The sequence below is a fragment of the Priestia sp. YIM B13491 genome (assembly GCF_042787605.1).
In the GTDB taxonomy this organism is placed as follows: Bacteria; Bacillota; Bacilli; order Bacillales; family Bacillaceae_H; genus Priestia; species Priestia megaterium_E.
The window spans coordinates 1-20,827 of sequence record NZ_JBHZOR010000023.1; the positions used below are offsets into that span (position 1 = coordinate 1).

At 37.0% G+C, this 20,827-nt stretch carries 17 protein-coding genes; 14 read left to right on the forward strand and 3 right to left on the reverse strand.

All coding sequences use genetic code 11. The annotated features are described in order from the left end of the window. Positions 1–251 precede the first annotated feature (251 nt). Positions 252–1,604 carry a branched-chain amino acid transport system II carrier protein gene (brnQ, locus tag ACFX4E_RS27675; RefSeq protein WP_114324498.1) on the reverse strand — a complete coding sequence of 451 codons (1,353 nt, stop codon included), beginning with the start codon at positions 1,602–1,604 and terminating at the stop codon, positions 252–254. Between the two features lie 694 nt (positions 1,605–2,298). After that, positions 2,299–2,541, reverse strand: a complete 243-nt coding sequence (locus ACFX4E_RS27680; RefSeq protein WP_028408923.1) for a hypothetical protein — start codon at positions 2,539–2,541, stop codon at positions 2,299–2,301. A gap of 153 nt (positions 2,542–2,694) precedes the next feature. Here ACFX4E_RS27680 and ACFX4E_RS27685 point away from each other — a divergent pair, with 153 nt between their 5' ends. The 6 genes from ACFX4E_RS27685 (at position 2,695) to ppsA (ending at position 10,681) form a co-directional block, all read left to right on the forward strand. Next, on the forward strand, positions 2,695–3,960 hold the full coding sequence (locus tag ACFX4E_RS27685; RefSeq protein ID WP_377259838.1) for a Y-family DNA polymerase: 1,266 nt from the start codon (positions 2,695–2,697) through the stop codon (positions 3,958–3,960). A 14-nt stretch (positions 3,961–3,974) separates the two neighbouring features. Beyond that, the gene (locus ACFX4E_RS27690; protein WP_028408921.1) at positions 3,975–4,307 is read left to right on the forward strand and encodes a YolD-like family protein; all 333 of its coding nucleotides are present in this window, start codon (positions 3,975–3,977) and stop codon (positions 4,305–4,307) included. A gap of 121 nt (positions 4,308–4,428) precedes the next feature. Then, positions 4,429–4,944: an SMI1/KNR4 family protein gene (locus ACFX4E_RS27695; protein ID WP_098249971.1), complete on the forward strand. Its 516-nt coding sequence runs from the start codon at positions 4,429–4,431 to the stop codon at positions 4,942–4,944. A gap of 13 nt (positions 4,945–4,957) precedes the next feature. Further along, positions 4,958–5,335, forward strand: a complete 378-nt coding sequence (locus tag ACFX4E_RS27700) for an SMI1/KNR4 family protein (protein WP_377259841.1) — start codon at positions 4,958–4,960, stop codon at positions 5,333–5,335. 543 nt (positions 5,336–5,878) lie between these two features. Beyond that, a complete protein-coding gene (gene hmpA, locus ACFX4E_RS27705) occupies positions 5,879–7,099 on the forward strand; it encodes an NO-inducible flavohemoprotein (protein WP_377259844.1) in 1,221 nt (406 codons plus the stop codon). Positions 7,100–8,074: 975 nt separating this feature from the next. Continuing rightward, a complete protein-coding gene (gene ppsA / locus ACFX4E_RS27710) occupies positions 8,075–10,681 on the forward strand; it encodes a phosphoenolpyruvate synthase (RefSeq protein WP_377259846.1) in 2,607 nt (868 codons plus the stop codon). Between the two features lie 145 nt (positions 10,682–10,826). On the opposite strand, the gene ACFX4E_RS27715 is transcribed toward ppsA, so the two are convergent. Beyond that, entirely contained in the window at positions 10,827–11,573 is a 747-nt protein-coding gene (locus ACFX4E_RS27715; protein WP_377259849.1) for a gamma-glutamyl-gamma-aminobutyrate hydrolase family protein, read from the reverse strand. 291 nt (positions 11,574–11,864) lie between these two features. On the opposite strand from ACFX4E_RS27715, the gene ACFX4E_RS27720 reads away from it, so the two are divergent. The 8 genes from ACFX4E_RS27720 to ACFX4E_RS27755 all read left to right on the forward strand — a co-directional run bounded on the left by ACFX4E_RS27720 (position 11,865) and on the right by ACFX4E_RS27755 (position 20,515). Further along, on the forward strand, positions 11,865–13,403 hold the full coding sequence (locus ACFX4E_RS27720) for an ABC transporter substrate-binding protein (protein WP_377259852.1): 1,539 nt from the start codon (positions 11,865–11,867) through the stop codon (positions 13,401–13,403). Positions 13,404–13,463: 60 nt separating this feature from the next. Beyond that, the gene (locus ACFX4E_RS27725; RefSeq protein ID WP_377259856.1) at positions 13,464–14,417 is read left to right on the forward strand and encodes an ABC transporter permease; all 954 of its coding nucleotides are present in this window, start codon (positions 13,464–13,466) and stop codon (positions 14,415–14,417) included. Positions 14,418–14,426: 9 nt separating this feature from the next. After that, entirely contained in the window at positions 14,427–15,335 is a 909-nt protein-coding gene (locus ACFX4E_RS27730) for an ABC transporter permease (RefSeq protein WP_098432622.1), read from the forward strand. Beyond that, a complete protein-coding gene (locus ACFX4E_RS27735; RefSeq protein ID WP_377259859.1) occupies positions 15,332–16,330 on the forward strand; it encodes an ABC transporter ATP-binding protein in 999 nt (332 codons plus the stop codon). The genes ACFX4E_RS27730 and ACFX4E_RS27735 overlap by 4 nt, the downstream gene beginning before the upstream one ends. Then, a complete protein-coding gene (locus ACFX4E_RS27740) occupies positions 16,323–17,312 on the forward strand; it encodes an ABC transporter ATP-binding protein (RefSeq protein WP_028408908.1) in 990 nt (329 codons plus the stop codon). Before ACFX4E_RS27735 ends, ACFX4E_RS27740 begins: the two co-directional genes overlap by 8 nt. 258 nt (positions 17,313–17,570) lie before the next feature. Continuing rightward, complete coding sequence (gene ybaK / locus ACFX4E_RS27745) at positions 17,571–18,053, forward strand: Cys-tRNA(Pro) deacylase (protein WP_028408907.1); 483 nt, start codon at positions 17,571–17,573, stop codon at positions 18,051–18,053. A 175-nt stretch (positions 18,054–18,228) separates the two neighbouring features. Further along, on the forward strand, positions 18,229–18,513 hold the full coding sequence (locus ACFX4E_RS27750; RefSeq protein WP_028408906.1) for a DUF5316 family protein: 285 nt from the start codon (positions 18,229–18,231) through the stop codon (positions 18,511–18,513). Positions 18,514–19,168: 655 nt separating this feature from the next. Further along, the gene (locus tag ACFX4E_RS27755; protein WP_377259862.1) at positions 19,169–20,515 is read left to right on the forward strand and encodes an MFS transporter; all 1,347 of its coding nucleotides are present in this window, start codon (positions 19,169–19,171) and stop codon (positions 20,513–20,515) included. Positions 20,516–20,827: the final 312 nt, after the last annotated feature.

Below are 20,827 nucleotides of genomic sequence, written 5' to 3' on the forward strand. Positions count from 1 at the left end.
CAAGCAATTGAGGATCAAATAAAAAAAACAGCTTAAGACTTAACTTTTTTGTGTCCAAATTATTGACTCAAATCCAACTTTAACGAACTTATTTTCGTAATAATATAAATATTAATTTAACTTAATTATAAAAGTACAAAAGAAGGAGCATCATCTAAATATATAGGAAACTCATAAGAAGAGTCTTTAACTTATAAAAAGTAAAGACTCTTTTTGTATTTGCTTTATTTAAGATAATTAAAGTAAAATTATTATTTATTTAACCTTGTTGATTTAGAAGTAAATTGCTCTTTATTTTTAAATAAGTTAACTCCATAACCTGCAAGACCTCCAATAATTGCAGGGAATATCCAACCTAATCCAATATGATAAAGAGGAAGATAGTAAGTAAATAATTGGTCAATACCAGGGATGTGTAAGCCAAAATCATTTAATCCATCTACCAGACTTACAATAAATGTTAAGAATAGGCTACCTTGGTATACCTCAGCACATCCTTTAAATAAAGAATGAAGGAAAGTCAAAAAGATTAGAACAATTGCTAATGGATAGAGCACTGTTAAAACAGGTACTGAAAAAGAAATTAAATGATTTAATCCAACATTTGCGATGATTGCGCTAAACACGGATAAGCTAATCGCAATTTTCTTATAAGAAATAGAAGGTAATAATTTATGGAAATAAGAAGAGCATGAAGTAATAAGCCCTACGCTAGTTGTCAGACAAGCTACTGTGATCATTAAGCCTAATAGTAAACCTCCATATTCTCCAAAATAATAATCAGAAACTTTCGCTAACACCGTACCACCATTATCTAAATGTCCAAGCTTTTCCACACTTGAAGCGCCCATGTATGAAAGAGCAGAATAGATGGTTGCAAGAATAATAGCAGCAATTCCTGTAGCTTTTAGGCAAACAGTTATAATTTGCTTCTTTGTTTTAGCGCCTTTTTCTTTAATTGCATTGATAATAATGATTCCGAAAACGAAAGATGCAAGAGTATCCATTGTTAGGTATCCTTCTTGGAACCCATTGAAAAAAGAGTTTGTTACATATTTTTCTGTAGGTGCTTGAAATTTTCCAATAGGATGAATAAAAGCTACTAGAACTAGAATTCCGATAAATGTTAATTTAATTGGTGTTAAGAATTTTCCGACAATATCGACAATTTTCGCCGGATTGAGAGAAAAAAAGCATGTAATAGTGAAAAATATAATAGTAAACACGAGTAAAGCTATAGAACTAGAGCCTTCAGAAATGAAAGGTTTAAGCCCGATTTCAAAAGAGACGTTACCTGTTCGTGGGATAGCAAATAAAGGTCCAATGGCTAGATAAAGAACAGTTGTAAATACTAAACCAAAGATAGGATGTACGCGACTTGCTAATGATTGTAAATCTTCTTTTCCAGAGAACCCAAAAGCTAGTACACCAAGTAAAGGCAAGCCTACTCCAGTAACTAAAAAACCCGCATTTGCTGACCAGATATTTGCTCCCGCTGACTGACCAAGCATGGCAGGGAATATTAAATTTCCAGCTCCAAAAAATAATGCAAATAACATTAAACCAATGATTACTATAAAAGAAAACGGTACTTTGTTTGACACGGTGAAACCCCCATTAAAAATATTCTTCATAAAAAATTAAATTTTCAGACAATTTAAATTACAAATAACTTATCTTTTTTGTATTATAAACAGTCAAATTACATATTTCAATATAAAAAATAAACTTTTTTAATAAAATTTAAAAAATTATCAATTTTCCGTTCATTATCCATTATTAAAATAAAAATAATATTAAAAATCCAGATTTTTATTCAAAATGCGTACGTTAAGTGAGTTAATAACGGTATTTTTTTAAAAAAATTATAAATCATCTTCAAATCGCGTATATTATCCTTTTAATTAATTTGATTGAATGATATGCAAGGAAGTTTGGAAATATAGTACTACGAAACTTATAAAACTTTTTAATATTAGCTAAACACCTGAAAGGAAAAAGTAGTTGATTTATTGCTTCAAGAAATGGAGCATTCTAAGTCTTATAAAGAACGCTTACTTTTATCTCCTGAACTAGTAATTTGACAATCAACAGCTTATCTCTAGACAAAGTACTTTTCTAATGTAAAATCACTGTCTAGAATCACAAACGTTTCTGTTTCCTTTGAATGATTATCTTATGGTACTCCATTCAAGCAGTCAGAGGATAAGTAATAATGATCATTTTTTCTTTTTTAAAATATGTCATAAATTTTATATATACTGAAAAGACCTTATTAACAAATTAATTAAGGTCTTTTTATCTTTTCTTTTTGAAGCCAAAACTCATCATATAAGCTATTAATAAAGAGATAAAAGCAGCAAAACTAATTTTTATGTAAGAAACCTCTAAAGCCCAAGGACCATATTTTTTTATATTTAAACGATACATAGACCACCACTGTCCATTTTCACCTTTAAAAAATGAGAAGATAATCCATAAAAGAACTAAAAACAAAAACCATGATAAAAAGATAATATAATTAGGCATTTTTCTATTCATAGGTCACCCCTCCGTTCTTCCCGTTTATATGTGATGCTCTTTTCTCTTATTATAGTAACAATAATCGGGAAAAATTTAGAGTTTTTATTGAATAAAGAACGTTTGTTCGTATATAATAGAGAACAAACGTTCTTTATTTGAGGAGTTATTCCAATGGATTATGAATATCTACCAAACAGAGTCATTATTTGTATTGATATGAAAGCATTCTTTGCTTCTGTTTCATGCGTGATACGTAGGCTAGATCCATTAAAAACAAAGTTGGCAGTTGTAGGAGATACAAAGAGGTCGGGATCAGTTGTGTTAGCTGCCACACCCTTATTAAAGAAAGAAGGGATCAAAACAGGCAGCCGTCTTTTCGACATTCCTAGAAGGAAAGATATCCATGTCGTAAACCCATCCATGGAAAGGTATGTCAAGGCCTCGAACTATATTTCTAGTTTAGTGTTACAGTATGTCTCTCCTGAAGATTTCCATGCATATAGCGTTGATGAGTTGTTTATTGATGCGACAACTTCTTTACATTTATTCGCTCGTACACCAGAAGAATTAGCCCGTAAAATCATCAACGAGATTTATCGTAAAACACGGCTTACAGCCACCGCAGGAATCGGTCCGAATCTCTTGCTGGCTAAGGTGAGCTTAGATCATGAGGCCAAGAATAGCCCAACAGGGGTAGCTTATTGGCGATACGAAGATATTCCTTTTAAATTATGGTCGATTCACCCAATGAAAGATTTCTGGGGAATCTCATCCGCTACGGAAAGACGCTTAAATCGTTTGGGCATTCACTCCATTAAAGAACTCGCTCTTTCTTCTGTAGAGATGTTACGTAAAGAATTTGGTGTCTTGGGAGAAGAAATCCACCAACATGCAAACGGAATTGATTTTAGCCGCATTTCTGACGTGTATATTCCGAGCTCTCGATCATTCGGGAAGAGTCAAATTCTGTTTCGAGACTATATAAATCGAAAAGAAGTGGAATTGCTGCTATTAGAGCTGTTAGATGATGTGTGCTTTCGTTTACGTATGCATCAAGTCGTGGCACAAACTATTCATTTATCCATTGGCTACAGCAAACAAACAGGTGGCGGCTTCTCAAGACAAAAGAAAATGGGGCGGGCTTCGAACCTAAGTCAAGATATCTTTCCTTATTGTTTAACCATACTACACACGTTTGATAGCGGAATGCCCATTCGATCGATTGGAAGTTCTTTATCGAACACCAGTATTCAAGAAGAAGAGCAAATGAGTTTATTTGAAGATATTGACCAGCGGGAAAGAGCCCATGCACTTGCTAAAACAATTGATGAAATACAGATGCGTTATGGGAAGAATAGCGTTTTGCGAGCTTCAAGCCATCTCAAGCATTCAACAGCTCGTTATCGAAACGGCCTTTTAGGAGGTCATAAAGCATAAAGGAGGAAGATGATATGCAAAACAGAGGAATGAAAAAGTGGCGACCATTTGCAACTATGCCAGAGCAATACAGAGGATTACAAGAAGTTATAAAAAAGCAGTCAGAAATACCTCAACCTTTTTTAACAGAAGATCAAATGGAACAAATTAATTTTACCTTGATCGAAGCGCTCCATACACATAAAAAAGTATACCTTACGTATTACAAGCACGGGCAATGTATAACGGAAACAGGAGTTATTCAATTTGTAGATTCCCTTGGAGGTTTATTTGTATTTATAGATGAAGGATGTAAGCAAACGGAAAAAATGAGGTTAAGCGAGCTAATTGATGTTCGTTTCGTGTAGTAGAAAATAATAAAACAGTTTATTTACATAAGATTTCCATACATAATTAGTATAAGCTTAAAAAGTATTTAATCATTTTTCATAGATTCATTTAAAGATGTTATATAAGGAGGCTCCTAATATGAAGCAGGTTTGGACTGAGTTTGAGCAGTGGTTAAAAATAAATCGACCAGAAGCAGCAGGAACGCTTAATGAAGCAGCTTCTGAATTAGAAATTGCAGAGGTTGAACAAAAGATGGGACTAACATTCCCCAAAAACCTTAAAGACTGGTTAATGATACATAATGGACAGCGTGATGAATATATAGCAGCTATCGATAATTATACGCTACTACCTTTAGAGGAGATTCTGTATACGTGGCAAACATTAAAAGAACTTTTAGACGGAGGAGAATTTGAAGATTTTCCAGAAATTGAACCTATTGGACCAGTAAAAAGAGAATTTTGGTGGAACCCACGTTGGATTTCGATTGCCACGAATGGGGGAGGAGATGATATTTGTATAGACTTGGATCCTGATAAAGAAGGGAGAATTGGCCAAATTATCACCTTTTGGCACGATTGGGAACAGCGTGAAGTAATAGCCGACAGCTTAGAAGAATGGGTAATAGCCACGATAAATCATACAGATCATTAAAGGGGAGAAGTAAATGATAAAACCTGATATAGAGAAAATCTATAAAATTCTCAAAGCACTTCCAGGTACGTCGGTGAAAGTAGAATTTGAAGATGAAGTGGGAGAAATTCTTTCTACTCCTTATTATATCTACCTAAAAAGCGAGTTTCTTGATGGACAATTAGGCTACAGAGAAGATTTAGAAGCCAATTCTCTTATAGGAAATCAAGAAGGAGATTGGCAAGAAAACTGGTTTGTTATAGGTTATGATGAAGAAATAGGCGGTGACCCGCTCTTTATCGACATAGGGAATGAAGATTATCCAGTTTTTACAGCTGAACATGGCATGGGCGAATGGGAAGCTTTAGAAATGTATGATTCTCTAGAAGAGTTTGTAGAAGATGTTGCTTAATTATTGCTTCGTTAAAAGATTTTGATAAAAGTACGGCTAGAAGAGGACAGATAGTAGTTTAGTATATACCTAACTGTCCTCTTTTTTAGTACCTATTAAACTTAGAAAGAATGTAGAGGAAGGAAGGGACTGATGGTAGGAATCGATTTCTGTATTGCCGATATACGAAGGCGCAAAGGCATTCATATCCTTTGCGTTCTTTTATCGTTGAATACTGCTAACAATTGAATAGTATATGGCTACAATGATCAAAAGCATGCCAATAATGTATAAATGAGGTATATCTTAAAGTGTTGGTCATAGAGACATTCACCTTTCTAATTTAATTCTAATTCAACAAATTTTTATTAGTTTATTTAACCACAGAAAATATGATGTACAAAAAGGGGAGATTGTTCTTTTGTTTCTTAAAGAACCTATTCATTACGTTAACTAGAGTTAGTATTTTCATTCCCGTATAGGATAATCCAAATTTAGCCATATTAAATTGTAGTATTGAAAAAGATTAATACATATGAAAAATTCTTAAAAGGTGGATGTTATATGCTTGATTCTAAAACGATTGAAATTGTCCAATCAACAGTGCCAGTTTTAAAAGAACATAGTAAACAAATAGGAAAGAGATTTTATGAATTGTTATTTGAAAAAGCGCCGGATTTGTATAATATGTTCAATCAAACAAATCAAAAAAGAGGAATTCAACAGGAAGCATTAGGCTATGCCGTGTATGCTGCTGGGGAACATATTACAAACTTAGAAGCCATTAAACCTGTAATTGAACGAATTTCACAAAAGCATCGTGCGATAGGGGTAAAGGCAGAACAATATCCAGTCGTTGGTGAAACGTTACTCCAAGCAGTAAAGGATGTTTTGGGAGATACAGCTTCAGGTGAGATTATTGAAGCATGGGGAAAAGCGTACGGATATATTGCCAATGCTTTTATTGAGCTAGAAGAAGCTCTCTACGAAGAGACAGAGAGTCAACCTGGAGGTTGGGAAGGATATCAAAGCTTTTATATAGATAAGAAAGTAGAAGAAAGTGATAATGTAACGTCTTTTTATTTAAAAGCTAAAAATGAGAAAGAAATTGCCTCTTATAAAGCAGGACAATACCTTACATTAGCAGCAAATGTTCCGGGAGAGAAATACACGCATATTCGCCACTATAGTCTTTCTGAAGCCCCTGGAAAGGATTATTATCGAATCAGTGTAAAACGAGAAGATGCGCATGACGGTGCGCCAGCAGGAATCGTGTCAAACTATTTACATAAACAAGTTCAGACAGGAGATATTCTTAAGTTCTCAGCTCCCGCTGGAGATTTTGTACTTGATCACAGTGAACTTCCCGTTGTGCTAATTAGTGGAGGTATAGGTATTACACCTTTGCTTAGTATGCTGAATACCATTGTAGAAAAACAACCTACACGTAAGGTTACCTTTCTTCATGCAAGTATTAATGGGAAAACGCATGCTTTTAAAGAACATGTGGCTCAACTAAATAGAAATAGCGAAAATGTTACCTCCTTCATCTGTTATAGTTCGCCTAATGAAGGGGATCACCTTGGTACTGATTTTGATAAAGAGGGTTATATTGATTTAGAATTGTTACAATCCGTTGTTCCTTCAAAAGAAGCTGTCTTTTATTTCTGCGGATCGATTCCGTTTATGGAAGCTATTCTTAAAGCACTACATAGATGGGATATACCAAACGAACGTATTCATTACGAGGTATTTAGCCCTGTAGCCATTTTAGGAGAAAAATAAAGAAGTAATATTTACCAGTAAATGAAAAATATTCGATTGAAACACACGTCCTGTTTAAATAAATATGCTGTAAAAAAGCACTCATAAGCGTGCTTTTTTACTTTGCCCTAAGGAATGATTCTACAAACGATCATGATACATATAAGTATTTCTACACTCTCTGCGTACAAAAAACTGGAAAAAATTCTCTTCGGTAATTTATAATAATAGAGAACTATGTCGAATCCTAACTATTGGAGAGATTACTATATGAGAAGACTACTTCCTTTTATAATTTTTACCATTTACTGCATTCCATATGTTTATTTATCTATGCGAAAAGATTTTGAGGATGATTCAAAGGTAAGCTATATAATCATGGCCATAGTTACACTAGCACTGTCTTATCTAAGTGGGCTTATTAGAGCGGATTTATCACTTATTTTAGGAAATATAATTTCTTTTAGCACTTCATATTTTTATAACGCATTAAGGCTTCCTGATTCTAAATGGGAGAAATATTTTTCGCCCTTTAATTCTGTCGAACAGGTAGTACTGATAAGTCTTACGGCGCTTGTGCTGCAGGTGATTGTTTATACACTTGCTCGAAAACGAGCGAAGAGATACATTCGTAATACTATGGTTTCGGAATAGTTCAAAAAAAGAGAGTTAATCATCTAATGAGCTAGACTCTTCAGGTGACCAAATGAAAGAAGGGTTAAAATAAGGAGAGCTGCTGAAATTTTATCCTCTAAAAAGAAAGTGCTAAATGAGGAAGAACAACAAATCTTTAAAACGTGTACTTACCTGCTTTAAAAAGGATACGAATCAAGTAAGTTAGTTATACAACTTTTAAATATGTAAACGCAAACAAAAAGGTAGGTATTTCTCTTCCTACTTTAATTATACCACATAAAAAAACGTCGATATAGACTGTTTATTCTCATTTACTGCTGGTAAAATCAATAAAACATTACCGGTTAGGAGAGATGTTGAATGAACTCTTTAGTTCTTAGCTTTCAAGAAATAAAAGATACACAGCTTTCACTTGTTGGAGGAAAAGCCTTAAATTTAGGCGCGTTATCAAAAATTCAAGGAATACAAGTACCCGAAGGATTTTGTGTGACAGCGGCCGGGTATCAAAAAGCCCTTGAACAAAATGAAACATTTCAAGCGTTACTGAACCAGCTGACGATGCTAAAAGCTGATGACCGAGATCAAATTGGTGAAATCAGCGAAAAAATTCGCCAAATCATTCTGGAAATAAAAATTCCTTCTGACGTTGTAAAAGCAGTTATTCATTCTCTCTCTCAGTTTGGGGAAGAGCATGCTTATGCCGTTCGTTCAAGTGCGACTGCTGAAGATTTGCCACATGCTTCTTTTGCTGGTCAGCATGACACCTATTTAAACATCAGAGGCAAAGAAGCCATCCTTGAGCACATTAGCAAATGCTGGGCTTCCCTGTTTACAAATCGCGCGGTAACCTACCGTATTAAAAATGGATTTGACCATAGTCAAGTGTACGTATCGGTTATTGTTCAACGAATGGTTTTTCCTCAGGCTTCAGGTATTTTATTTACCGCTGACCCAATTACTTCTAACCGAAAGCTGTTATCAATCGATGCGGGATTTGGACTTGGAGAAGCGCTGGTGTCTGGTTTAGTCTCTGCCGATTGCTATAAAGTAAAAGAAGGCGAAATCGTCGATAAAAAAATAGCAGCTAAAAAGTTAGCTATCTATGGATTAAAAGAAGGCGGAACAGAAACCAAGGAAGTTCCTTCTGACCTGCAAAAAACGCAAGCGCTCACTGAACCTCAAATTTTACATCTAGCACGCGTTGGAAGACAGCTTGAAGCTTATTTTGATTGTCCTCAAGATATTGAATGGTGCTTGGCTGATGATAGATTTTATATTGTCCAAAGTCGTCCAATTACTACTTTATATCCAATTCCTGAAGCGCATGATCAGGAAAATCGCGTTTATGTATCTGTTGGACACCAGCAAATGATGACCGATACCATGAAACCACTGGGATTGTCTTTTTTTCTGTTAACGACTAATGCACCGATGCGTACAGCCGGTGGAAGGCTGTTTGTTGATGTCACGAATATGCTCGCTTCCCCTGACAGCAGAAAAATGATGTTAGGCGCCATGGGACAGCATGATCCGCTCATGAAAGACGCACTTACAAGCATAATAGAACGAGGAGACTTTATAAAACCTTTACCAAATGATCAAAGTTCTGGTAAAAGCAATAAAAGCGTGCCGCCTACGAAGCCTAAGGCACAAATCGAAAACGACTCGACAATCGTTTCTGACTTGATCAAGAAGAATCAAGCATCAATAGAAGAGCTAAAACAAACCATCCAGACGAAATCAGGGTTGGAATTAGTCGATTTTATTTCAGAAGATATCGGGACATTAAAGAAGATTTTATTTGACCCACAAAGTACAGCTGTGTTTATGGCCGCTATGGATGCTTCATCATGGATCAATGAAAAAATGGAGGCGTGGCTAAATGAAAAAAACGCAGCAGACGCGCTTTCTCAATCTGTGCCAAACAATATTACTTCAGAAATGGGTCTGGCGCTATTGGATGTCGCAGATGTGATTCGTCCTTATCCAGAAGTCATCCATTATTTACAGTATGTAAAAGATGATAACTTTTTGGAGAACCTGGTTAAGTTTGAAGGTGGACTGGAAACCAAAGGCGCTATCTATGAGTATCTCAGCAAATACGGAATGCGATGTCCCGGAGAAATCGATATTACGAAAACTCGCTGGAGCGAAAAACCGGCTGCACTTATCCCTGTGATTCTTGGTAATATTAAAAACTTTAAACCTAATGCCAGCCAACAAAAATTTGAAAAAGGCCTGCAGGAAGCCTTGAAAAAAGAGCAAGAGCTGTTAAACCGCTTGAAGCATTTGCCGGATGGTGAACAAAAAGCAAAAAAAACAAAAGAAAGAATTGATCTCCTCCGAAATTTTATCGGTTATCGTGAATATCCCAAATACGGCATGATTAGCCGTTATTTTGTTTATAAACAGGCTCTTTTGAAAGAAGCGACGCAGCTTGTAAAAGCGGGCGTTATTTCTGAAACAGAAGATATATACTATCTGACGTTTGAAGAACTTCAAGAAGTCGTGCGCACACATAAAGTGAATGATCAAATCATCACCAAACGAAAAGAAGAATACCGATTATACAAAAAGCTAACACCTCCGCGTGTAATCACGTCTCATGGCGAAATTGTTACAGGTGCCTACAAACGAGAAAATCTTCCGTCCCAGGCAATTGTAGGTTTACCGGTTTCGGCAGGAGTGATAGAAGGGCGCGCGCGCGTCATTTTAAACATGGAAAATGCGAATCTATCAGAGGGAGATATATTAGTCACTTCCTTTACTGACCCTAGCTGGACCCCGTTATTTGTAGGGATAAAGGGGCTTGTTACGGAAGTTGGCGGACTGATGACTCATGGGGCAGTCATTGCACGTGAATACGGATTGCCAGCGGTTGTTGGAGTAGAGAATGCTACTCGGCTGATAAAAGACGGACAGCGAATTCGCGTACATGGAACAGAAGGGTATATTGAAATATTGTAAAAGCTAAAGATGCTTGCGCTGTTTTTCTTCTTTATTAATAGATGAAAATTTGTGTAGATTCCTATACGTATCTTCAGTCAATACAAAAAGGCAGGCCGTTATAATGGCCTGCCTTTTTGTATTGGTGACGCAGTGGATTAAAACGTCAAATGCTGACTTTCTTTACAGCCGACTGCTGCACATGCTCCATAAACAGTTTGAACAAGTTTAGCATTGAAGTATGTTCTTTTGCCATCATTTCTGGATGCCACTGGACGCCGACTACAAATTGCTCTCCTTGTTTTTCAATGGCTTCAATAACTCCATCTTTTGCCCATGCAGAAACTTCAAAACCTGGCGCTACGTCTTTAATAGCTTGATGGTGAAATGAATTAATAAGAGCTTGATTACCGTAAAGGTCATGCAGGCGTGTTCCGTCTTTAATCATGATGGAATGAGAAGGGTCGCTTGTATTGTTGTATTGATCATGTTTGATAAATGACTCTTTAATGTCTGACATATCTTGATAAAGAGTGCCGCCGTAAGCAACGTTTAAAATTTGTAAGCCGCGGCAAATCGCTAACATGGGCTTTCCTTGATCGATCACATGCTTTAACAATAGCTGTTCAGACTGATCTCGTGCTAAAAAAGGTGAACCCGTTTTGGTTGTCGGTTCTTCTCCGTATAAAAGGGGATTAACGTCTTGTCCACCTGATAAAATCAACCCGTCTATACTTTCTGCCTGCGCTTTAATCATTTCTTCGTTTTTTAGCACTGGCAAGATGAAAGGAACTCCGCCGCTGAGCGCTGTTGATTCGATATAGTCGTTATTCACATACGCTCGCTTATAGCCTGGAAAGCGTCCTCCTTGATCCACAATAATGCTTCCTGATATACCAATTAAAAATCCCACTGTTGTTTTCTCCTTTTTTGTTAAATTACCATTTCTTGAAATGTTTTTTCTTTTGTAATGCGCTGATAAAGTGTTCTCAACCGCTTGCTCTATAAGAAATAAATGGTTATTTTATTCAACTATTATACATATATACCATATTTATTTAATAGAAAATGGTATAATAGCCTCTGTGTGTCAAAAATACTAATTGCCAAAGGTAGAAGGTAGTGCTACAATTGTTCACATTCCTACTATTCTTCTTATTATAGTCGGATTAAAATTTTATACAAGGAAATAGGAGTGATTTTAGTGAAAAGGACTTATTTACTTTTCATCTCTCTTTTAACCATTGTCCTCATAGTAGCAGGATGCAGTGGTAACGCAAGTAAAAATACTTCAAGTGAAAAAGAAGGAAAAGAAGGCGGAACGCTAAACGTCGCATCTCAAAGTGAGCCAGCAACGCTAGATGCTCAAATTACTGGGGACTCAGATGTGAAAGACGCAACGCGCAGTATCTACGAAGGACTAATGATTTTAGACGACAAAGGAAATCCTAAGCCTGACTTAGCGTCTAAAGTAGATATTAGCGATGATAAAAAAACATACACGTTCCAATTAAGAAAAGGGGTTAAATTCCATAATGGTAAAGAAATGACTGCAGATGACGTTGTCGCTTCTATTAACCGCTGGATTAAGCTATCATCCCTTGGAAAAACAAACTTCTCTGGTGCTGAAATGACCAAAACCGGTGATTATACGGTAGAACTTCATTTACCATCACCAAATGTTAACACGCTTTCTTTATTAGCTGATCCAATCCCCGCAGCAGCTATTTTACCAAAAGAAGTGGTTGATAATGCATCTGATGAAGGGATCAAAGACTACATAGGAACAGGTCCATATAAAGTAAAAGAATGGAAGAAAAATCAATATCTTTTATTAGAGAAATTTAAAGATTATTCTTCGAAAGGCCGCGAAGTTAAGAAAACTCCTCACGTCGATGAAATTAAGATTAGTTTCGTAAGCGATGAGTCAACTAGGATTTCTGGTATTACAACCGGACAATTTGACGTTGCGCTATCTGTATCAAGTGATAATGCCAAACAAGTTGAAGGCAGCCAAAATGCAAAAGTAGAAACATCACCAGGCGGATTTATGGGACTTTTCTACAACGCAGATAAAGGCGTCTTTAAAGACATCAATGCACGAAAAGCAGTTAACGCAGCTCTTAACTCAAAAGATATCTTAGACAGTTCTTACGGAAGCTCAGATTATTACAAACTTTCTTCATCCATTGTGAACAAAGAGTATCCAAATTACTACAGTACAGCTGGAAAAGAAGAATACAACCAGCATGATAAGAAAAAGGCAAAAGAATATTTAAAGAAATCTGGTTATAACGGGGAAGAAATTCGTTTAATGGCGTCTCGTGATTACCAAGATCAATACAATACAGCTGTTGTGGTTCAACAAGAATTAAAAGACATCGGTATGAATGTAAAACTCGAAGTATACGACTGGGCGACGTTCAGCGATAAAATGAGTGATACAAGCCAATGGGACATCTATCCTGTTGACTGGAACGCTCGTTCTACCATCTTCCAAGGATTCTGGACTACAAAAGGTACATCAGTTGAAAAATCAATGGACTACTTAAACAAAATTAAAGCTGCTCCTTCTGTTAAAGAAGCTCGCGGTGACATTGATGCGATTCAACAATACGTATGGGACGAGCTGCCGTTTACGCTTATTGGTCATAAAGTGAACATCAATGCCGTTTCTAACAACGCAAACGGCTATGAGTATAATTTAGGTCCAATTTTCTACAATATGAGTTTAACAAAATAATATCTTATTAACCTAATAAACAGAGAGCTTATGGCTCTCTGTTTTAGAAAGGAGTTTACGATGGGAGCTTATACACTTAAGAGACTTTTTGCACTAATTCCTGTTTTATTCATTGTATCTATTGTTGTCTTCTTAATTACGCGCTTAACGCCTGGGAGTCCCGCAGCAATCATTTTTGGACAAGGCGCAAGTCCGGAACAAATTGCAGCGCTGAGCAAAGAAATGGGATTGGATGAGCCTGTTATTAATCAATACTTTATCTGGCTATCTAACATTTTTCACGGAGATTTTGGCTATTCTTACTTTTTAAATAAACCTGTGCTCGGGGCAATTTGGGATAATGTAGGTCCTACGGTTTCTCTAGCTATACTCGCGCAAATTTTTGGTGTGGCATTTGCTTTACTATTTGGTATATATGCAGCTAAACATAAAGGAACGATTCGTGATGAAAGCATTATGGGAGCCAGCCTTTTAGGTATTTCCATTCCTAGCTTTCTTCTCGGTTCATTCCTTATTTTGCTTTTTGCGGTACAGCTTCGAATTTTTCCTGTTTCAGGATACGTTCCGTTAAACGCTGGATTATTTGAGTATTTAAAGTACTTAGTTTTACCAACGATTACGCTTGGAGCGATTCAAGCTGCATTAATTACGCGTATGACGCGTTCATCTTTACTCGATACCATTTCTGAGAACTTTGTTAAAACGGCAAAAGCAAAAGGATTAAATGAACGCACAATTATGCTCAAGCATACGCTGCGCGTGAGTTTTTTACCAATTTTAACAGTTATTGGAGAATCATTTGCGGGACTTGTGACCGGAGCGGCGGTAACAGAATCATTATTTAACATTCCAGGGCTAGGTCAGCTGATTGTTTCATCAATTGAACGCCGGGATTACGCGCTTATTCAAGGAGCCGTACTTTTAATTACGGTTGCTTATGTGGTCATCAATTTAGTTGTTGATTTGCTGTATGCCGTGATCGACCCGCGTGTACGCAATTCTTATCATGATTAAAGGAGGGTGATGAATGTGAACGCACAACAAAATACAGAGACCATTTCAGTAACTGCAAAGAAAAAAAGAAACCCAGCGGTAGCGCGCTTTTTCTCAAATCGTTTGCTAGTAAGAGGAGCGATACTTATTTTATTATCTATTTTGATTGCTGTTTTTGCTCCGCTCATTTCTCCTTTTGGCAGCTTACAAATCGACCCTGCAAATCGATTAGCACCGCCGTCAAGCACGCACTGGTTTGGAACGGATAACTTTGGACGAGATGTATTTAGCCGGACAATGTACGGCGTCAGAATATCATTAATGATTGGAGCCGCAGTAACGATTGTTGCTACTGTACTTGGTTTAATCGTTGGACTTTTATCTTCTTATTATAAAATTCTTGATTATATTTTAATGAGAATTTGTGACGGCTTGTTTGCTTTTCCATCTATTTTGCTAGCAATTGCCATTATGTCTGCTTTAGGACCTAAAACAAGCAACGTTATTATCGCACTGAGCCTTGTATTTATCCCTTCGATTGCGAGAATTGTTCGTTCAGCTGCGCTTGTTGTAAAAGAAAAAACGTTTATTGAAGCGCTAAAAGCTCAAGGAGCAAGCTCACTTCGAATCATTTGTTTTCATATGGCACCAAACGTCTTATCGCCTTTAATCGTTCAAGTAACATACGTGTTTGCCGTAACGATTTTAACTGAGGCTTCGCTAAGCTTTTTAGGAGCAGGGATTCCTGCGCCGACACCGAGCTTAGGAAATATGCTGTATGACGGAAAGCTTGCGATTTACAACGCATGGTGGATGACCGTGTTTCCGGGTTTATTCATCATTTTAATTGTACTTGGCCTTAATTTATTTGGTGACGGTCTGCGCGATTGGTTAAATCCGAAAAACGTAATGCTGAAGAAAAGGAGGAAAAAACGTTGAGTAACGCCCTTTTAAAATTAGAAGACTTACAAGTAACTTTTACAACGTATAGCGGAGAAGTAACGGCTGTTGACAATGTATCTCTTCAATTAAATAAAGGAGAAGTATTAGGGATTGTCGGTGAATCAGGATCTGGAAAAAGCGTAACGTCCGAATCTATTCTTCAGCTATTAGATGAAGACCTAACAAGCTACGATGGCAAGATTTTGTTTGAAGGAAAAAACTTATTAGAGATGTCTTCAAAGCAAATTCAAAAGCTAAGAGGAAACAAAATCTCAATGATTTTCCAAGATCCAATGTCGTCATTAAATCCCGTTATGCCCATTGGAAAACAAATTGCTGAAGTGATTCGTCTGCATCAGAAAGTCTCCAAAAAAGAAGCGCAAAAGAAAGTCGTAGAGCTTTTGAGACTAACAGGCATTCCGTCTCCAGAACAGCGAGCAAAAGAGTATCCGCATGAAATTTCAGGTGGAATGAGGCAGCGCATTATGATTGCGATGGCTTTAGCCTGTGAGCCGAAGCTTCTTATTGCCGATGAGCCAACAACAGCTTTAGACGTAACCATTCAAGCGCAAATTCTTGACCTCATGATGGATTTAAAAGAAAAGCTCAACATGGGAGTGCTTTTCATCACTCATGATTTAGGCGTTGTCGCTAATATTTGTACAAAAGTAGCCGTAATGTATTTAGGACAAGTGATGGAAGAAACGGACGTTAAAACGCTGTTTTCAAAGCCGCTTCATCCTTATACAATGGGCTTAATTAAGTCGGTTCCTCACTTAGATGGCGACAGAACACAAGAGCTTTCGTCCATTCCCGGAACGGTGCCGCCGCTTTCAAACGTGCCAGACGGCTGTCGTTTTGCACCAAGATGCCCGTTTGCAACGGAAAAATGCCATAAAGAAGTACCTGTTTTAGAGCATGCCGATGATACACATCGCGTTCGATGCTGGCACTATGAAAAAATTCAAGAGGGAGAGGTTGCGTATGTCTAGTGAAGCAAAGCAGCAAAGTGTGAAGCCCTTGCTTGAAGTTCGCAACCTGCAAAAATATTATCCGGTTCGTTCTGCCTTAGGGAAAGCGAAAGGCCAAATCAAAGCAGTTCAAGATGTATCTTTTGATATTTATGAAGGCGAAACGTACGGATTAGTAGGCGAATCTGGCTGCGGGAAAAGTACAGCGGGGCGCACGCTTTTAAAATTAGTAGAACCAACGGGCGGAGAAGCACAGTTCAATGGAGAAAGTATTTTCGAATCTAAAGCATCACGCTTACGAACGATTCGTAAAGATTTACAAATGATTTTCCAAGATCCGCATACTTCTCTTAATCCAAGAAAAAAAATTGGTGCTTCCATTCAAGAAACATTAACAATTCATAATGTAGGCGTAAAAAGCGAACGAAAGCAGCTTGTCATTGAGTTATTAAAAAAGCTTGGATTTAACGAAGAAGATTACAACCGCTATCCGCACGAATTTTCAGGCGGTCAGCGCCAGCGCATAGGCATTGCGCGTTCATTGATTTTAAACCCAAAGCTTATCATTTGTGATGAGCCGGTTTCAGCACTGGACGTATCCATTCAAGCACAAATCTTAAACTTACTGCGCAGTTTGCAAAGAGAAATGAAGCTTTCGTATCTCTTTATCTCCCACGATTTAAGCGTCGTAAGACATATTGCAGACCGCGTTGGCGTGATGTATTTAGGCAGATTAGTAGAAGAAGGGCCAACAGATGAGATTTTTTCAAATCCTCGTCATCCTTACACAAAACTTCTTTTATCATCTGTCCCGGCAATTCACGAACATGAAAAACGCGAAAAAATTGAGGTTAAAGGTGAAATTCCTTCTCCTCTTAATCCACCTTCAGGCTGTGCGTTTCATAAAAGATGCCCGTTCGCATTTGACCGCTGCATGAAAGAAACACCTGAAGACACAGTGATTGACAGCAAGCATAAAGTAAAATGTCATCTTTATAGTTAAGGTGAAAAGCTGTGGCGATAGAGAAAACAAACGTATTGATGCAGCAGCATAATTGAATAAATAGAAATGAAAAAGTCACTAGTGCCTCTAGTGGCTTTTTTGTGTGAAAATAGCGGATTTAAAGGGTGGTGAAAAGTCATTATTCAGCGTATTAGATTCATTTTTATATAAAAGATATGAATAATCCTTACTAACCTACCTATCCTAATATATGGAGATATAAAAACAAAACGTGTTATGATAGTATCGGTGATAATTATGGGTAAAAAAGCAGATAAAACGAATGTCATGCGAATTTTAGATCAGAAAAAAATTGAGTACAACTACTATTCTTATGACACTAAAAAGCTGAGTGGGGTACAGGTAGCTACTTCGCTTGGAGAGGACCTTGCTAAAGTCTTTAAGACACTGGTGACCGTAGGGAAATCAAAAGAACATTATGTCTTCATGATACCGGTTGAAAAGGAGCTTGATTTAAAGAAAGCGGCAAAAGCGGCTGGTGAAAAGTCTTTGGAAATGATTCCTCAAAAAGAACTGTTGCCTCTTACAGGATATGTTCACGGAGGGTGTTCTCCTATCGGAATGAAAAAGCAGTTCGAAACCTTCATTGACTCTACAGCAGAAAACTGTGAAACGATTTACTTTTCAGGTGGACGTGTAGGTCACCAAATACAGTTAACGTTAAGTGACTTATCAAAAGTAATTCGCATAGGTTTGGCAGACATCACAAAACATAGTTGAAATGCAGTTACATTGAGCGAAACGTACTCAGACATGAGCGTTTCGCTTTTTTAATTACCTTAATTACTGTCTTTTCACCTGTTAAAATAACGAAAATAAAAGTAAAAATATAGAAAAAATGATATTATATAGTTAATGTTTAGGGACTTTATAAAAGGATTAGGAGGAAAACAAAATGATTAAATCCATTATTGGTGGATTCGTCTTATCTTTTGTTCTTTTAGTAGCATGTACAATAGCTAACGTAAATTCAGAAACAGTATTTTTGGCAGTGTTCATTATACTAGTAGGGCTAGCCATTATTATATCTGGAGCAGCTGTAAGCGGCGATCGGATGAGAGCCAATCTGGCTACGGAATCAAAAACGGACAAGAAGTGGAGAATTACAAATTCGATAAACCTTATGTTAGCTGCCACTCCAGTTCTAGCCGTGTTTCTTCTTATTCATTATTTTATATAGTTTGGTTTCCAAACAACAAGCTTAGGTGAAAAATATCTCGGGATAGAAGGCTTTTTGTGTGAATTTAAAATTAAATGAGCCAAATTAAGGTCGCCGATGCAACAAAATTATAGAGCATCTATGACTGTATATATAATAGAGGATAAGATTAAAATTCAATAATTACCTTAAATTTAGGTTAGAGCTTAGTACAAGTTATGTTTATTCTACATATTATGTAAATGTAAGCAGCTTACACTCACAAGTTGAAAAGAGTATTTTCTTAACCATGTTCTCACTTAAAGAACATGGCTTTTTTTCTGTTTGTCATATAAATTAGAAAGCTAAACTTTGTAAAATTTTTGTATAAATAATTAGAAAATATTATATTTTCTAATAAATCAATAGTACAATATATAAATAGAAGGGAGGATTAACACTACATATGTAATAGACAGCAGCCGCTTTTAAAACCGCTTATTTTATTATCTATAGATGATATTGAAATGAATGATCCAACCTTTTTTAAGCGCTCTCATTATATAAGTAATGGGTTGAACAGGTTTTATAGAAAGCAATACAGTCTAGCTGTTAAAAAAATTTGCTGGTAAATTACTTGCTACTTCATGTTACAGGAGAACCAACATTAAACACTCAAAGAAAAGAGGGATCAATCATGGCTCATACCAGTGAAGCTGCAAACAACAGGCGTGTTACAAGTAATATTTTCAAAGGATCTGTTGGGAATTTAATTGAATGGTACGATTGGTACGTTTACTCTGCTTTTGCCGTCTATTTTTCATCGCAATTCTTCCCGGAAGGTGATTCAACAAGTCAGCTGCTTAACACAGCGGCAATCTTTGCTGTCGGTTTCTTAATGCGTCCAATCGGTAGTTTATTAATGGGACGCTATGCGGATCGATATGGTCGTCGGGCTGCGCTTACCTTATCTATTACTATTATGGCGAGCGGTTCCTTTATTATCGCCTGTACTCCTAACTATGGCACCATAGGATTATTATCTCCTATTATTCTAGTACTAGCGCGTTTGCTGCAAGGAATTTCCTTAGGAGGAGAATACGGAACGTCTGCAACTTACCTTTCTGAAATGGCAAGCAGCGGGCGAAGAGGATTTTATTCTAGCTTTCAGTATGTGACGCTTGTTGCTGGCCAGCTGGTGGCATTAGGTGTTCAAATTATTCTGCAAAACGTTCTTAGTGAAGCAGATATGATTTCATGGGGCTGGCGTATTCCCTTTGTCATTGGAGCCATCGGAGCGCTAAGCGTTTTATGGCTGCGCCGTACAATGGATGAGTCAGAGCAATTTTCTAAAATGGACTCTGAAAGCCGTGAAAATGCCGGAACTATTAAAGCACTTATGAAGCATCCTAAAGCAGTGTTGACCGTTATTGGCTTAACATTAGGAGGAACGGTCGCTTTTTATACGTATACGACGTATTTGCAAAAATTTATGGTAAACAGTGTAGGGCTAGATAAAGGAGTCGTAAGCTGGATTAACTTCTGTGCGCTGCTTGTATTTGTTGTTATTCAGCCAATAGCAGGTATGCTATCGGATAAAATTGGACGCAGACCTCTGTTAATGAGCTTTGGTATTTTAGGAACATTGCTGACAGTACCGCTGTTTCTTTTTATGAAACAAGCTCACAGCCCAGTCATGGCTTTTTTATTAATGACAGTTGGACTTATCATTGTAACAGGTTATACATCGATTAACGCTATTGTAAAAGCTGAGCTTTTCCCAACAGAAATTCGAGCTCTTGGTGTTGGGTTACCGTACGGACTTACAGTTGCCATATTTGGAGGTACTGCAGAGTTGATCGCCCTATGGCTGAAAAGTATCGGCCATGAATCACTTTTCTTTTTCTATGTAGCAGGGTGTATTGCCATCAGCTTTCTTGTTTATTGGCGTATGGGAGAGTCCTCTAAAGATTCATACATAGAATCTGAGCTCAAGAAAGAGGAAAAAGGAGACAATGTACCGCCAAATAATATCAGTTTTTAATTTTGGTTAAATAAATAATCGTTTGATAACATAAAAAAGGACGGGCTTTTATAGCCAGTCCTTTTCTAGTATTCCGCGCGTATACTTGTATTAAACGTACTAAGTGACTGTTCTTACTATAGAATTCTTTTTTCTATAGTTTTGCATTATGAATTTTGTACATTATTTGGTGATAATAAGTCCTCGTATAATCTCATTCCAGTAAGGTTTAAAACCAGGCTTTACTTTAGGCATTGTATGCGTGATAGGTAAGTGTTCTCGACAGCATTACCTGTGACGATACTTACTTTTCCCCCACCTCACACCGTACGT

What these genes read in the sequence shown, in the direction of transcription:
- ACFX4E_RS27680 (WP_028408923.1), bottom strand. Translation starts at nt 2,541, where the DNA reads ATGAATAGAAAAATGCCTAATTATATTATCTTTTTATCATGGTTTTTG.
- ACFX4E_RS27685 (WP_377259838.1), top strand. Translation starts at nt 2,695, where the DNA reads ATGGATTATGAATATCTACCAAACAGAGTCATTATTTGTATTGATATG.
- ACFX4E_RS27690 (WP_028408921.1), top strand. Translation starts at nt 3,975, where the DNA reads ATGCAAAACAGAGGAATGAAAAAGTGGCGACCATTTGCAACTATGCCA.
- ACFX4E_RS27695 (WP_098249971.1), top strand. Translation starts at nt 4,429, where the DNA reads ATGAAGCAGGTTTGGACTGAGTTTGAGCAGTGGTTAAAAATAAATCGA.
- ACFX4E_RS27700 (WP_377259841.1), top strand. Translation starts at nt 4,958, where the DNA reads ATGATAAAACCTGATATAGAGAAAATCTATAAAATTCTCAAAGCACTT.
- hmpA (WP_377259844.1), top strand. Translation starts at nt 5,879, where the DNA reads ATGCTTGATTCTAAAACGATTGAAATTGTCCAATCAACAGTGCCAGTT.
- ppsA (WP_377259846.1), top strand. Translation starts at nt 8,075, where the DNA reads ATGAACTCTTTAGTTCTTAGCTTTCAAGAAATAAAAGATACACAGCTT.
- ACFX4E_RS27725 (WP_377259856.1), top strand. Translation starts at nt 13,464, where the DNA reads ATGGGAGCTTATACACTTAAGAGACTTTTTGCACTAATTCCTGTTTTA.
- ACFX4E_RS27730 (WP_098432622.1), top strand. Translation starts at nt 14,427, where the DNA reads ATGAATGTGAACGCACAACAAAATACAGAGACCATTTCAGTAACTGCA.
- ACFX4E_RS27740 (WP_028408908.1), top strand. Translation starts at nt 16,323, where the DNA reads ATGTCTAGTGAAGCAAAGCAGCAAAGTGTGAAGCCCTTGCTTGAAGTT.
- ybaK (WP_028408907.1), top strand. Translation starts at nt 17,571, where the DNA reads ATGGGTAAAAAAGCAGATAAAACGAATGTCATGCGAATTTTAGATCAG.
- ACFX4E_RS27750 (WP_028408906.1), top strand. Translation starts at nt 18,229, where the DNA reads ATGATTAAATCCATTATTGGTGGATTCGTCTTATCTTTTGTTCTTTTA.
- ACFX4E_RS27755 (WP_377259862.1), top strand. Translation starts at nt 19,169, where the DNA reads ATGGCTCATACCAGTGAAGCTGCAAACAACAGGCGTGTTACAAGTAAT.